Here is a 13,237-nt window from a genome sequence, read left to right as displayed (position 1 = left end):
TGGCTTTCAGATCGGTGGGTGTTGTTCAGCTAGCGCTGGGCCTGCGACCCGAGTTGGACCGTCGTGACGACTTTGACTGGAGTTCTTCTCTGAGGGCGGCAATTCGCGCCGAGAACTCCTCGGTGTAGATCGGGAGTCCCGGCGCCGGGCTCTTGTCGCGATCGAGTAGCACCACCAACGTCAGGAGATCGAAGATCGAGCCTTCGCCACTGTCGTCCTCGAAGACTGCGTCCAGCCGTTTGGCAATCTTCTCGAGCCTGTCCTTTTCAGACAGATACTCATCGAGTTCCTCCAGTGTTGTGATCCCGACCGCTTTGAGAACCTTCACTAGGTCGGACTGGTCTCGCCTGATCCGGTCTGCGGGTACCGGTTTGATGTCCTCCGTTTGATGTCCTGATTCCTTGAACATAGTCCGGTACTCGTCGGCGCGCCCAGTGATGCTCATGTAGGCCGCGATCGACGAACTGTCGATCGGGACGTCCAGCCGCCCCTTCCTCACTTCCGCCCGATAGGCCGAGTCCGTAGCGTTGCTCTCGTCGCGAAGAATGGAAAATTGCTCGTCGGCCATTTCAAAGAGTGCGCTCAGTCGGAAGAGCCGGCGCTGTAACTGAGCTGGAGCTGCCTGCGAGGACTTGTACTCCAATTTGTGGCTAACGGCCGCCCAGGCATGCTGCAGCGAGGTGCGCACCTGAACTTCGGCCTTCATACCCTTGAATGGTGCCCATTCCAATAGATCGGCCCGAGAATCATCCAGCGTGATCACGTAGTGCGCTGACCGGTATCCGAATTGGTCCGAGGCGAGCGCTTCGGCTTTGTCCATCGAGTTTTCTGCATCAATGGTGAACTCGCGTCCGAGCAACTCACCAACGCGGGCAACGTCCTCGAGGTAGTACGTGATTATCCGAATGCCAACAAGGTCTGTGACCGATTGCAACGGGTCGCTCTCGCTACTCTTCTTGCGTTGAATCTTCTGTATAAGACTCTCGACCGCCTTGGCGCGGGACTCGATTTGTACAACTTCGAGGTTCTCCGATTTCAGCAGATCACTCATCAGGGCGTGAAGCCGTGTGGCATACGCCGCGTAGACGGGAAATGCCGATGTGTACCTACCCGTTACGTCGTCTTGTTCCGTCACGTCATCCTTCGGTTGCATGCACACGCGCACTGGGACATCGTCTGACGATACGCAGGATGCTCGTGTCACAACCAGATTTTGGCTCAACAATTCAGATGAACGTGGGATCGGCGGTGCCAAGGTCTAGCTTGTCGGCGCGGCCTTGATGCGTCGGGTGAGCTCCTCGGGCGGGATCGGTGCGATGTCGGTGATCGTGGCCGGCCCGACCGACAGCTCGCCGTCGTCGAGCGGCTCGCACCGGATGCCGCCGTGCCCGCGCAGGGCCTGGTGCGCCCCGGGCGCGTAAACGGTGTTCATCCACGCGCACGGGTTGGCCGGCGTCATCGAGCGGAAGCGGATCGGCCCGTGCCCGCCGTCGAGCGTGAACGTCGTGCGCGCCAGGGCGTCGACGTCGAGGCCGCGGGTGACCAGGTTGCGGCGGGCCAGCACGGGGTCGAACGGGGTGTTGGCCGCCGGGAAGAGCCCGTCGCCGGCGATGTCGCGCTCGAGCTGCTCGATGCTCTCGGCGGCGATCATCGTCATCGTCGCGAACGTGAACCGGGTGCCGAAGTAACGGTCCCCGACCAGTCCCTTGTGGGCCCGCACGCGCACCGAGTCGACCAGCTCGTCAGCGATGTCGTACGGCTCGGTGCCGTCGGCGGGCCGCCCCTCGTAGCGGCGCACCCGCGACACCAGCAGGGAGACGATCTCGAGGTCCACGACATCGACCGTACTGGTCGGGGCTCCACAGGAGTCGTCAGCCGTATGCTCGGGCGATGACCCAGCCGATCCTCGACATCGCCTTCCACGGAGACGCAGCCGAGATCGCCGCCGTCGCCGCAGAGGCGGAGGCCCGCGGGGTGGGCGGGCTCTTCGTCGCCGAGGCTGCCCACGATCCCTACATCGCGCTCGCCCTTGCCGGCTCGGCGACCAGTCGGATGCAGCTCGGCAGCTCGGTCGCGATCGCGTTCGCGCGGACACCGATGTCGACCGCCTACTCGGCATGGGACGTGCACCGGCTGAGTCAAGGTCGTCTCGTGCTGGGCCTCGGCACGCAGATCAAGCCGCACATCACCCGCCGGTTCGCGATGCCGTGGTCGAGCCCGGCGCCGCGGATGTCGGAGTACGTCGAGGCGCTCCGCGCGATCTTCGACAGCTGGCAGAACGGTTCGAAGCTCGACTTCCAGGGCGACTTCTACGCGCACACGCTGATGCCGCCGCTCTTCAACCCCGGGCCGGTCGAGGGCGGACCACCACCGATCTGGCTGGCGGCGGTCGGACCGCGGATGCTGGCCGCGGCCGGGTCGGTCGCCGACGGGTTGATCTGCCACCCGTTGCTGTCACGGAGCTATCTCGACGAGGTGGTCGTGCCGGCGGTGAAGGCAGGTCGTGACGCCGGGCAGCACGCCGAGGAGCCGTTCACGACCTCGGTGATGTGCATGGTCGCGACCGGTCGTACGGACGAGGAGCTGGCGGCGGCGATCGCCGGGACCAAACGACAGATCGGCTTCTACTCCTCGACCCCCGCCTACCTGCCGGTGCTGGAGCACCACGGCTGGGGTGACCTGCACACCGAGGCGCACGCACTGACCAAGAGCAACCGATGGGCCGAGCTCGGCGACCTCGTCGACGACGACGTGCTCGCGGCGTTCGCCGTGGTCGGCGACCTGCCGACTGCCCGCGCCGAGTTCCGCTCGAGGTTCGCCGGGTCGGCCCAGCGCATCATCACGTCGATCCCCTACGACGCCGACAATCTGCTCGCGCTCGACCTGGTCAGCGACTAGCGGCTGCCCGCCCCTCGATGAATCGTCGTTCGGCGGCCGGCGGGCCGCAGGCGAGGGCGGACTCGAACGCTGCGGCCGCCTCGTCCGCGCGTCCGAGCCGGGCCAGCAGCTCGGCCCGGCACGCGTGCCACAGGTAGAACCGGTCGAGCCCCGTCAGCCGGTCGAGCTCGTCGAGGCCGGCTGCGGCGCCGTCGCGCTCCCCGATGGCGACGGCGCGGTTGAGCCGGACGACGTCGGTCGGGGTCAGCTGCAGCAGCGCGTCGTAGAGCGCGATGATGTCGCCCCAGTCGGTCTCGTCGTACGTCTTGGCGGTGGCGTGGCACGCGGCGATGGCGGCCTCGAGCTCGAAGCGGCCGGCCCGGTGACGTGAACGCCGCAGCGCTGCCTCGACCAGCGCGGCGCCCTCGGCGATGCGTGCGGCGTCCCAGCGCGTGCGGTCCTGGTCGGCGATCAGCACGAGCTCACCGGCCTCGTCGGCGCGGGTCACTCGCCGGGCATCCGTCAGGAGCATCAGCGCCAGCAAGCCCTGCAACGAGGACTCGTCGGGCATCAGCTCGACGAGCAGCCGCCCGAGCCGGATCGCCTCGTCGCAGAGCCGGGGCCGTACGGGCTCGTCGCCGCCGGCCACTCCTGCGGTGAACAGGAGGTAGACCGTCGTGGCCACGGCGTCGAGCCGCTCGGGCAGCTCCGCGTCCGGCGGGATGCGGTAGGGGATGCCGGCCACCGCGATCTTGTGCTTGGCCCGGGTGAGCCGCCGGGCCATGGCGCTCTCCGACGTCAGCAGGAGGCGTGCCGTGTCGGCCACGCTCAGTCCGCACAGCGTCGTCAGGCTGAGCGTCGTCTGGGTCGCCAGCGAGAGAGCCGGGTGGCAGCACGTGAACACGAGCCGGAGCTCGTCGTCGCGCACCACAGACTCGGGCACGTCGGCCGGACCACTCGTCAGGTCCATGGCGCGCACCTCCTTGTCACCGCGCGCCGCCTCGCGCCGGATGGCGTCGACCGCCTTGCGGCGGGCGACCGTGGTCAGCCAGGCGCGAGGGTTGTCGGGGATGCCGTCGCGGGGCCAGTGCTCGAGCGCCGAGATCGCCGCCTCCTGCACGGCGTCCTCGGCGATCGTCATGCTCCCGGTCGTACGGATGAGGGTCGCCAGGACGCGGCGACCCTCGTCGCGTACGAGCTCGGCCAGGACCGACGACGCCTCGGGCACGCTCAGAACTGGATGACGGGCCGCAGCTCGACCCCGCCGTCCCAGGCGCCGGGGATCTGTGCGGCGATCGCCACCGCGCTGTCGAGGTCGTCGGCCTCGATCAGGTAGAACCCGGACAGGACCTCGCGGGCCTCGACGAACGGGCCGTCGGTCGTCAGGACGTCACCGCCGCGGCCACCCTCGACCTTGACGACCGTCGCGGTGGAGGTCGGGTGGAGCGCCGCTCCGCCGCGGATCGAAGCGGCCTGGTTCTCGCTGAACTCGGCGTACATCTTGGTCGTCTCGGCCTCTTCGGGTGAGGTCCAGTCGCCGTCGTGGCTGTAGATGAGGGCTGCGTACTGGGTCATGGCAGGACCTTTCGGGTGGTGGACGTTCCCTGTGAACGTCTCACCCGGGGGACGACCGAAACAGCCCCGATCGGACAACCTGTGATGTGATCTGGGTCACACCTTGTGGATGATGTTCTCCGCGTACTGCTCGAGGTGCTTGATCTTGGTCTCGAGCGGCTCGGTGTCGGGGCCCTTGATGTAGGGGATCCGGAAACCGACGATGCAGTCCGTGACGCCCTTGTCCTCGAGGCGCTTGATGCCGTCGAGGTCGTACGCGTCGTACGAGATCACGTGCACCTCGAAGTCGTCGCGGGTGTCGCCCTCGGCCTTGCGGATCTCGGCGAGTCGGCTGAGCAGCCGGTCGAGCTCCTCGCCGTCGCCGCCGGCATGCATCCAGCCGTCGCCCTTCAACACGGCCCGCTGCAGCGCCTTGTCGACGTGGCCGCCGACGAGCAACGGGATCTTCTCGGTCGGCGCAGGACACAGCTTGAGCTCGTCGATGTCGTAGAACTCGCCCTGGTAGCCGAAGAACTCCCCGGTCGTCAGCCCGCGCAGGATGTCCATGCACTCGTCCATCCGCTTGCCGCGTCGCGCCCAGTCGACCTGCAGGTTGGCGAAGTCCTCGGGCCAGGGCGAGATGCCGACGCCGAGCCCGAGCCGGTTGCCGGAGAGGAAGGCCAGCGACGACGCCTGCTTCGCGACGAGCACCGGCGGGCGTACGGGCAGCTTGAGCACGAACGGGGTCAGGCGCAGCGTCGAGGTCACCGCGAACAGGTGCGCGCAGAGGATCATCGCCTCGATGAACTCCTTGCCCTCGAGGAACTCCCGGTCGCCGGTGTCGGTGTAGGGATACTTCGAGTCCGACTCCTTGGGATAGATCAAGGAGTCCGCGACGGTCATCGAGGTGTAGCCGGCGGCCTCGGCCGCCTGGGCCAGCGGCGCGTAGTAGGCAGCCTGGGTCATGGCCTCGGCATAGGTGAAACGCATCAGCACTCTTTTCGTCAAGTCGAAATATAGAACGTGTTCTCGTTTTCTGCCACAGTGCTGGGATGGACCTTCAGGAGATGAGCGACCGGCTCGAGATCACCGACGTGCTGATCCGCTACACGCGGGCGATCGACACGTTCGACTGGGACCGGCTCGACAGCGTGTTCGTGCCCGACGCCCGGATCGACTACACCGAGTCCGGTGGCATCGCCGGCGCGTACCCCGAGGTGAAGCCGTGGCTCGCCGAGGTGCTGCCGGCGTTCTTCCGCAAGCTCATGCACACCCTCGGCCAGGTCGAGATCGTGGTGCGAGGTGACGACGCGGACGTGACGGCGTACTTCCACAACCCCATGACGATGGACGACGGGGCCGGCGGCGAGAAGGTCGTGGAGATCGGCGGGCTCTACCACCACACGATGGTCCGTACGCCCGACGGCTGGCGCAGCCGTGAGCTGCGCGAAGAGGTCGTCTGGAAGCGCAACATCTGAGGGCGCGAGGACGATTGGCCTCGCGTGCCGGTGTTCCCGTAGACTTCTGCGGTTGCCAGTTGGCAGCCCACTCCTGCTACGGAGGCCCCGTAGCCGTTTAGTCCGAAGGAGACTGAATGTCATTGCGCCCGTACGAAGTCATGATCATCCTTGATCCTGATCTCGAAGAACGTACCGTCGCCCCCAGCCTGGACACGTACCTCAACGTCGTGCGCCAGGACGGCGGCTCAGTCGACAACGTCGACGTGTGGGGCAAGCGTCGCCTCGCCTACGAGATCAACAAGAAGAACGAGGGCATCTACGCCGTCGTCCAGCTCCAGGCGGAGCCGGCCACGGTCAAGGAGCTCGATCGTCAGCTCACGCTCAACGAGTCCGTTGTGCGTACGAAGGTCACACGTCCCGACGTGAAGTAGGCCCGACCCACGGACAGAGATGTCCACAAGGACCGCGCACGACCCCTCGCGGGTGTCGCACCGCTGCGGTTCACTGGAGTCAGACACCCCAATCCGAAAGGCTGCGCCATGGCAGGCGAAACCGTCATCACCGTCATCGGCAACCTCACCGACGACCCGGAGCTCAAGTTCACTCCTTCGGGCGCCGCGGTTGCCAACTTCACCGTCGCGTCGACGCCTCGTACGTTCGACCGTCAGACGAATGAGTGGAAGGACGGCGATGCGCTGTTCATCCGTTGCGCCGCATGGCGTCAGCTGGCCGAGAACGTCGCGGAGTCACTGCAGAAGGGTCAGCGCGTCATCGTGACGGGCGCCCTCCGCATCCGCAACTTCGAGCGCCAGGACGGATCGAAGGGCACGAGCGTCGAGATCAACGTCGACGAGATCGGCCCCTCGCTGCGCTACGCCACGGCCAAGGTCACCAAGGCCAACCGCTCCGGCGGCGGCGACTTCGGTGGCGGCCAGGGCGGCCAGGGCGGCGGCAACGCCGGTGGCGGCGGAGCTGCGCAGAGCAACCCGTGGTCCACGCAGCCCGCGGCACAGGGTGGGTCTGACGCCTGGGGCGGCAACGCCGGCACGACCGACGAGCCCCCCTTCTAACCACACGTCAGCATCAAGTTCAGGAGCAACATGGCAAAGCCAGTAGTCCGGAAGCCGAAGAAGAAGAGCAACCCGCTCACTGCGGCCAAGGTCACCGAAATCGATTACAAGGACACCGCGCTGCTGCGCAAGTTCATCTCGGACCGCGGCAAGATCCGCGCGCGCCGGGTGACGGGTGTCTCCGTCCAGGAGCAGCGTCTCATCGCCAAGGCCATCAAGAACGCCCGCGAGATGGCCCTGCTGCCCTACACCTCGACCAGCCGCTAAGGAGGTTCTGATGAAGCTCATCCTCACCCACGAGGTCACCAACCTCGGAGCCCCCGGCGACATCGTCGAGGTCAAGGACGGCTACGGCCGCAACTTCCTGCTGCCGCGCAACTTCGCCATCCGTTGGTCGAAGGGCGCTGCCAAGCAGGTCGAGTCGATCCGCGCGGCGCGCGAAGCCCACGCCGTGCACGACCTCGAGGAGGCCCAGAGCATCAAGGGCAACCTCGAGGCCAACCCGATCAACGTCCCGGTTCGCGCCGGCGTCGGCGGCCGCCTGTTCGGCGCCGTCACGGTCTCCGACATCGCTGACGCGCTCGCCGCGTTCGGCGCCAAGGTCGACAAGCGTCGCATCGAGGTCGGCAACCCGATCAAGTCGCTCGGGGCCCACACGGTCTCGGTGCGCGTGCACCCCGACGTGAGCGCGCAGGTCAAGCTCAACGTGGTCGCCTCCAAGTAGTCCACCCATTGGCGGGTCAGGGTCGGGGGCCCTGGCTCGCCACGGGTGGTCGGCTACTCGACCATGCGTACGATCGCGGCCCCTGCCGCACTCCTCCTCACCGGGAGCCTCCTGCTCTCCGGTTGCTCGGTGGTGTCCGGAGACGACAATCCGTCGACGCCCAAGGCCAGCACCGGCAAGACGCTGAAGAACACCGCGTGGCACACCGCGCCCGCTGCCGAGGTCGCCCAGGGCGGCACGTTGCGCCTCGGCACGACGGCCGTACCCCGCAACTTCAACCCCCAGCACCCTGACGCGGTCAACACCGATGCCGCGCGCATCCTCGCGCCCACGGTCGGGTCCGCGATCCGCATCACCCCGACGGGCAGCTGGCAGGTCGACCACGACTACGCCGAGTCCATCGAGGTCGCCGACACCGATCCGCTCACGATCAAGGTGCGGCTCAATCCCAAGGCGGTCTGGCAGGGCGGCACGTCGATCACCGCCGCCGACATGAAGGCCTACTGGAAGGCCCTCAACGGCTCCGACGACGACTACCAGGTGGCCTCGACCGAAGGCTTCGAGGACATCGGTTCGGTCGAGCAGGGCAAGACGAAGTTCGACTACACCGTCACGTTCAAGAAGCCCAACGCCGAGTGGCCGCTCTACGTCTACCCGCACCTGGCGGCCAACGTCTCGTCGTCGCCCAAGCTGTTCAACACGGCGTTCCGCACGCGGGCCATCTCGTCCAACGGTCCGTTCCTGGTGTCGTCGATCGACACGGTCAAGGGCACGATCACCGAGCAGCCCAACCCTCGCTGGTGGGGCGCCAAGCCCAAGCTGTCCAAGGTCGTCTTCCAGGTCGCGCCCTCGGACGTGCTGGCCAAGGCGTTCGCCGCCGGGGAGCTCGACGCGGTCGACCTCGAGGCCAACACCTACAAGACCGCCGCCAAGGCGGACGACAGCTCGATCGAGCGCGCGGCCGGCATCGAGTGGTCACAGGTGACCCTCAACGGTGGGCGCGGACCGCTCGAGGACCCGGACGTCCGCCGCGCCGTCGCCCACGCGATCGACCGCCAGGGCATCGCCGAGCAGGCCTCGGCCGCGGTGGGTGCGCCGGCGAGCCCGCTCGGCAGCGTCATGCTCGTGCCCGGCCAGCAGGGCTACGTCGACTCGTCGGCCTCGATCGCCTACGACCCGGACAAGGCGGCCGACCTGCTCACCAAGGCCGGTTGGCAGAAGGGGTCGGACGGCATCCGCACCCGCAAGGGCGCGCGGCTGACCCTGACGCTGCCGGTGCCGGCCAAGACACCGGCCAACAGCCGCCGCGCGGCCCAGATCGCCGACGACCTCCGCAAGGTCGGCATCGACGTCAAGGTCACGAGCGTGCCGGCCGATCAGTTCTTCACCAAGACCGTCATCCCGCTCGACTTCGACCTGGTGACGTTCGTACGTCGTGGGTCGCCGTTCCCGATCGGTGCGGCGGAGCCGATGTTCCACCCCGTGGACTCGGCGCAGAACTACACCGGCGTCAGCGAGGAGCGGTTCGGCAAGGGCTGGGACATCACCAAGGGCACCCTCGACGACCAGCTGCGGCTCAAGCGGGTGGCCAAGCTCGATGAGTGGGTGTTCGAGAACCCGACCGTGATCCCGCTCGCCGTGACCCCGATCGTCGTGGCGGTGCGTTCGCGGCTGGTCAACTACGGCGCAGCGCAGTTCGAGCAGCCGGACTGGACGATCGTCGGCTTCACGCAGAAGAAGTAGCCACGATCCCGGCCACCTGCCGTCCGGCGGCAAGTGTGGCCTGATCGTCGGTCGCGACGAACCGGTCGCGGTCGGCGTCGTAGCGCGTCATCGCGATCGACCCGTGGTCCGCCTCCACCTCGGTCCACGTCGTGGGCCAGCCGGCCGCCCTGAGCCGGGTCTCGAGCCCGCGTACGAGATCCGGGGTCGCGATGACGTCACGCGTCGCACTGACGACGTGGACCGGCCCGGCATGCGGCGCCTCGGGGAACGGCGCGGGCAGGGGCTCGCCGGTGAACGGGTCCAGCGCCCGCGGGCCGTCACCCGGTGAGAGCAGCACGGTCGCCTTGATGCGTACGCCCAGGGCCGGCGCCTGCATCACGAGCCCGACCGCGGCGGTGCCGCCGAGCGACCAGCCGGCGACCACGAGCCGATCGGGGTCGAGCGCGTGATTCATTGCGAGTCCGCGGGCGTGCTCGAGCGACGCGAGCAGGTCGGATCGTCCCCCGTCGGGCGCGGACGAGTCCCAGTCGGGCACGACGACGCGCAACCCGTGGCCGGCGATCTCGTCGGCGAGGTCGGCGACCACGGTGCGCGAGTCTGCACCACGACCGTGCCAGAGCAGCACGACGCCGACGGCTCCGTCGCCGTGCACGTCGGCGAGGCGTCCAGGGGCGTACTCCTCGGTGATCATGACCTCAGTCTGCCGAACGGGTCGCGCCGAGGACCATCCACGCGGTGCCGCGCTGTCGTCGCCACAGGGTGACGAGCCGGGCCGCGATGAACCCGCCGTACGCGACCCACAGCCAGGTGAAGCCGGCGTCGGCCCATCCGACGGCGAGCACCAAGGGCGCGTATGCGGCGAGGACGACCAGGCCCGCCCAGGCGAGGTAGGGCCCGTCACCGGCGCCGATCAGCACGCCGTCGAGCACGAACACGACGCCCGACAGGGGTTGGATCACGGCGATGACGAGCAACGCCGGCACGAGCGCGTCCTGCACCGCCCGGTCGGAGGTGAACAGCCGCGGCAGCCACGGGGTGGCGGCGGCCAGCAGCACACCGGCGAGCGCACCCGTCGCAACACCCCAGCCGACCATGCGGTTCGTCAACGCACGGGTGCCGGCGGCCTCACCGGCGCCGAGCGTGCGGCCCGTCAGGGTCTGCCCCGCGATCGCGATGGCGTCGAGCCCGAACGCCAGGAACATGACGACGGCGCCGGCCACCTGGTTGGCGGCGAGGGGGACGTCGCCGAGCCTCGCGGCGACGAGGGTCGCGAGCACGAGCGAGGCGCGCAGCGTCACCGTGCGGATCAGGAGCGGGACACCGACACGGGCCGCGCCCACGATCTCGGACCCACGCGGTCGGGTCGGAGCGTGGACGCGACGGGCCCGGCGTACGACGACCGACACCAGCCAGGCAGCCGCGAACCACTGGGCCAGGACCGTGCCGGCGGCAGCGCCCCGGATGCCCCAGCCGGCGCCGTAGACGAAGGTCAGGTTGAGCACGACGTTGAGCACGTTGGCGACGATCGTCGCGATCAGCGGGGTGCGCAGATCGAGGACGCCGCGCATGGCTCCGGTGGCCGCGAGGATCAACAGCATCGCCGGCAACGCGAGCGACGAGACGACGAGATAGTCCTGCGCGAACCCGGAGACCTGTGCCGAGCTCGACAGCGCGTCCGCCAGCGGCCCGCTCGCGATCGCGACGGCCGACCCGAGCACCAGCCCGAGGGCGGCGGCGAGCCACAGGCTGCTGACGGCGAGACCCAGCGCGGTGCTCTCGTCACCGGCGCCGTGGTGGCGCGCGACGATCGCCGTGCTGCCGTACGCGAGGAAGATGCAGAGGCCGACCGCCGTGCCGAGTGCCACGGACGCCGCGGCGAGCCCACCGAGCTCGGGGGTCCCGAGGTGGCCGATGATCGCGGTGTCGGCCAGCAGCATGAGCGGCTCGGTGACGAGGGCGAAGAACGCGGGCACCGCGACCCGGAAGATCTGCCTGTCCGCGTCGCGCGTGAGGCGCATCGGGAGCCTTCCTGGAGGTGACGAGAGGGTGTCGTGGGGTCAACCGGACGGGTTTTGTCGACAAGTGTATGAACAGGCACCCGTGGATGACGAACCAGCCGGAAGTATTTTGTCTCCACACAGGTGCACAGGCGTTTGCGCAGGTCAGAGCGATACGGACAAGGCGACGCCATAACTTGTCCACACCTTCGTCCACGGACTGTGCACATGGTTCTCGGCGTTTTCCACAGCTTGTCGGAGGTTGCGCACACCCCCTGTGGGGCGCTGTCTGTGATTGCCACCCGTACGGGCCTACTGTGACGGGTCGGCACCATCCTCCAGGGGCGTCTTCCGGAGTTATGGCAGTGCCGACCGTTAACGTGAAGTCACGGACGAAAGGGGACAGTTCTGTGAGCGTCACGGACCTCTACGAGGCTGCGCCAGGGCCCAGCGAGGACCCTGGCTCCGGACGCGTACCGCCACAGGACCTGGCCGCTGAGCAGAGCGTGCTCGGCGCCATGCTGATGAGCAAGCAGGCCATCGACCCGGCCTCTGACATCCTTCAGGGCCGCGACTTCTACCGGCCCGCCCACGAGCTGATCTTCGACACGATCGTCGACCTCGCCAACCGTGGCGAGCCGGCCGACGCGATCACCGTCGCCGCCGAGCTGCAGCGCCGCGGTGACGTCGGCCGCATCGGCGGGGCGCCCTATCTCCACACGTTGGTCGCGGGCGTCCCGATCGCCTCCAACGTCGACTTCTATGCCGACATCGTCCGCGAGAAGGCCGTGCTGCGGCGCCTCGTCGAGGTCGGGCAGCGCATCGCCCAGCTCGGCCAGGCCGGCCAGGGTGATGTCGCCGAGATCGTCGACCGCGCCCAGGCGGAGGTCCTCGACGTCGACGGCACCAGCCAGGCCGAGGACTACCAGTCGGTCGCCGAGCTGATGAGCCTCACGATCGACGAGATCGAGGAGATCCAGGGCCGCGACGGCCAGATGACGGGCGTGCCGTCGGGCTTCCCCGACCTCGACAAGCTCACGACGGGGTTCCGGTCCGGCCAGATGATCGTCGTCGCGGCCCGGCCCGGTGTCGGCAAGTCGACGCTCGGCCTCGACTTCTGCCGGTCCGCCTCGATCCGCCATGGCATCCCCACGGCGATCTTCTCGCTCGAGATGACCGGCGCCGAGATCGCCATGCGCATGCTGTCGGCCGAGGCACGCGTCAGCATCTCCCACATGCGCGGCGGCGGCATGCACCAGCGTGACTGGGACGCCATCAGCAAGGCCATGCCGCGAGTGCAGAGCGCCCCGATCGTGATCGACGACAGCCCCAACATGACGATGCCCGAGATCCGCTCCAAGGCGCGGCGGATCAAGAAGCAGTACGGCCTGGGCATGATCGTGATCGACTACCTCCAGCTGATGACGTCGGGCAAACGGGTCGAGAACCGCCAGGTCGAGGTCTCGGAGTTCTCCCGCCAGATCAAGCTGCTGGCCAAGGAGCTCGAGCTCCCGGTCGTGGCGATCAGCCAGCTCAACCGTGGCTCCGAGCAGCGCACCGACAAGACCCCGCAGCTGTCCGACCTGCGTGAGTCCGGCTCGATCGAGCAGGACGCCGACATCGTGCTGCTGCTCAACCGGCCCGACGCCCATGGTGCCGGCGAGTCGGAGCGACCCGGCGAGGCCGACATCATCATCGCCAAGAACCGCTCCGGCCCGGTCAACAAGGTCGCCGTCAGCTTCCAGGGCCACTACTCACGGTTCACCCCCATGGCCCGCGACGCAGAGCCCCCCGGCGCCGCCGCCGGCGACTTCTTCGGCTGAGCCCCGA

The 13,237-nt window shown here is 68.1% G+C and carries 15 protein-coding genes; 8 read left to right on the top strand and 7 right to left on the bottom strand.

Features of this window, described 5'->3' with window-relative positions:
• Positions 1-25: 25 nt before the first annotated feature.
• Together ASE12_RS11535 and ASE12_RS11530 are read right to left on the bottom strand one after the other, a co-directional pair.
• A complete protein-coding gene (locus ASE12_RS11535; RefSeq protein WP_162255480.1) occupies positions 26-1,051 on the bottom strand; it encodes a GTP pyrophosphokinase family protein in 1,026 nt (341 codons plus the stop codon).
• A gap of 207 nt (positions 1,052-1,258) precedes the next feature.
• A complete protein-coding gene (locus ASE12_RS11530; RefSeq protein ID WP_082582215.1) occupies positions 1,259-1,834 on the bottom strand; it encodes a hypothetical protein in 576 nt (191 codons plus the stop codon).
• Between the two features lie 56 nt (positions 1,835-1,890).
• Between ASE12_RS11530 and ASE12_RS11525 the strand changes: the two genes are divergently transcribed.
• On the top strand, positions 1,891-2,898 hold the full coding sequence (locus tag ASE12_RS11525) for a TIGR03617 family F420-dependent LLM class oxidoreductase (RefSeq protein WP_056400528.1): 1,008 nt from the start codon (positions 1,891-1,893) through the stop codon (positions 2,896-2,898).
• On the opposite strand, the gene ASE12_RS11520 is transcribed toward ASE12_RS11525, so the two are convergent.
• The 3 genes from ASE12_RS11520 to ASE12_RS11510 all read right to left on the bottom strand — a co-directional run bounded on the left by ASE12_RS11520 (position 2,888) and on the right by ASE12_RS11510 (position 5,421).
• Positions 2,888-4,105, bottom strand: coding sequence for an RNA polymerase sigma factor (locus tag ASE12_RS11520; protein ID WP_056400525.1), 1,218 nt, complete (start codon positions 4,103-4,105; stop codon positions 2,888-2,890). The two genes, ASE12_RS11525 and ASE12_RS11520, sit on opposite strands and share 11 nt — an antisense overlap.
• Before the next feature lie 2 nt (positions 4,106-4,107).
• Positions 4,108-4,452, bottom strand: coding sequence for a YciI family protein (locus ASE12_RS11515; protein ID WP_056210646.1), 345 nt, complete (start codon positions 4,450-4,452; stop codon positions 4,108-4,110).
• A 96-nt stretch (positions 4,453-4,548) separates the two neighbouring features.
• Entirely contained in the window at positions 4,549-5,421 is an 873-nt protein-coding gene (locus ASE12_RS11510; protein ID WP_056404775.1) for a TIGR03619 family F420-dependent LLM class oxidoreductase, read from the bottom strand.
• 62 nt (positions 5,422-5,483) lie between these two features.
• Between ASE12_RS11510 and ASE12_RS11505 the strand changes: the two genes are divergently transcribed.
• From ASE12_RS11505 to ASE12_RS11480, 6 genes are all read left to right on the top strand, one after another.
• Positions 5,484-5,909, top strand: coding sequence for a nuclear transport factor 2 family protein (locus ASE12_RS11505; protein ID WP_056400522.1), 426 nt, complete (start codon positions 5,484-5,486; stop codon positions 5,907-5,909).
• A gap of 122 nt (positions 5,910-6,031) precedes the next feature.
• Complete coding sequence (gene rpsF, locus ASE12_RS11500) at positions 6,032-6,322, top strand: 30S ribosomal protein S6 (protein ID WP_056215410.1); 291 nt, start codon at positions 6,032-6,034, stop codon at positions 6,320-6,322.
• Positions 6,323-6,430: 108 nt separating this feature from the next.
• Positions 6,431-6,961, top strand: a complete 531-nt coding sequence (locus ASE12_RS11495; RefSeq protein ID WP_056210649.1) for a single-stranded DNA-binding protein — start codon at positions 6,431-6,433, stop codon at positions 6,959-6,961.
• 30 nt (positions 6,962-6,991) lie between these two features.
• The gene (gene rpsR / locus ASE12_RS11490; protein WP_056400519.1) at positions 6,992-7,228 is read left to right on the top strand and encodes a 30S ribosomal protein S18; all 237 of its coding nucleotides are present in this window, start codon (positions 6,992-6,994) and stop codon (positions 7,226-7,228) included.
• Between the two features lie 10 nt (positions 7,229-7,238).
• On the top strand, positions 7,239-7,685 hold the full coding sequence (gene rplI, locus ASE12_RS11485) for a 50S ribosomal protein L9 (RefSeq protein WP_056400518.1): 447 nt from the start codon (positions 7,239-7,241) through the stop codon (positions 7,683-7,685).
• A gap of 63 nt (positions 7,686-7,748) precedes the next feature.
• Complete coding sequence (locus ASE12_RS11480) at positions 7,749-9,428, top strand: ABC transporter family substrate-binding protein (RefSeq protein WP_157412907.1); 1,680 nt, start codon at positions 7,749-7,751, stop codon at positions 9,426-9,428.
• Here ASE12_RS11480 and ASE12_RS11475 read toward each other — a convergent pair.
• On the bottom strand, positions 9,412-10,101 hold the full coding sequence (locus ASE12_RS11475) for an alpha/beta hydrolase (RefSeq protein WP_056400516.1): 690 nt from the start codon (positions 10,099-10,101) through the stop codon (positions 9,412-9,414). The genes ASE12_RS11480 and ASE12_RS11475 overlap by 17 nt on opposite strands.
• Positions 10,102-10,105: 4 nt before the next feature.
• Positions 10,106-11,428: an MATE family efflux transporter gene (locus ASE12_RS11470; protein ID WP_056400515.1), complete on the bottom strand. Its 1,323-nt coding sequence runs from the start codon at positions 11,426-11,428 to the stop codon at positions 10,106-10,108.
• Positions 11,429-11,817: 389 nt separating this feature from the next.
• Between ASE12_RS11470 and dnaB the strand changes: the two genes are divergently transcribed.
• Positions 11,818-13,230 (top strand): replicative DNA helicase, encoded by a 1,413-nt coding sequence (dnaB, locus tag ASE12_RS11465; RefSeq protein WP_056400512.1) that lies wholly within the window; start codon positions 11,818-11,820, stop codon positions 13,228-13,230.
• Positions 13,231-13,237: the final 7 nt, after the last annotated feature.

This window comes from Aeromicrobium sp. Root236 (assembly GCF_001428805.1).
Taxonomy (GTDB): Bacteria; Actinomycetota; Actinomycetes; order Propionibacteriales; family Nocardioidaceae; genus Aeromicrobium.
This window is presented reverse-complemented; position numbering and strand designations above follow the sequence as displayed.

Coding starts and splice junctions, on each gene's coding strand:
- ASE12_RS11525 (WP_056400528.1), top strand. CDS start 1,891: ATGACCCAGCCGATCCTCGACATCGCCTTCCACGGAGACGCAGCCGAG.
- ASE12_RS11495 (WP_056210649.1), top strand. CDS start 6,431: ATGGCAGGCGAAACCGTCATCACCGTCATCGGCAACCTCACCGACGAC.
- ASE12_RS11470 (WP_056400515.1), bottom strand. CDS start 11,428: ATGCGCCTCACGCGCGACGCGGACAGGCAGATCTTCCGGGTCGCGGTG.
- ASE12_RS11535 (WP_162255480.1), bottom strand. CDS start 1,051: ATGAGTGATCTGCTGAAATCGGAGAACCTCGAAGTTGTACAAATCGAG.
- ASE12_RS11475 (WP_056400516.1), bottom strand. CDS start 10,101: ATGATCACCGAGGAGTACGCCCCTGGACGCCTCGCCGACGTGCACGGC.
- rplI (WP_056400518.1), top strand. CDS start 7,239: ATGAAGCTCATCCTCACCCACGAGGTCACCAACCTCGGAGCCCCCGGC.
- rpsR (WP_056400519.1), top strand. CDS start 6,992: ATGGCAAAGCCAGTAGTCCGGAAGCCGAAGAAGAAGAGCAACCCGCTC.
- ASE12_RS11505 (WP_056400522.1), top strand. CDS start 5,484: ATGGACCTTCAGGAGATGAGCGACCGGCTCGAGATCACCGACGTGCTG.
- ASE12_RS11480 (WP_157412907.1), top strand. CDS start 7,749: ATGCGTACGATCGCGGCCCCTGCCGCACTCCTCCTCACCGGGAGCCTC.
- ASE12_RS11515 (WP_056210646.1), bottom strand. CDS start 4,452: ATGACCCAGTACGCAGCCCTCATCTACAGCCACGACGGCGACTGGACC.
- ASE12_RS11510 (WP_056404775.1), bottom strand. CDS start 5,421: ATGCGTTTCACCTATGCCGAGGCCATGACCCAGGCTGCCTACTACGCG.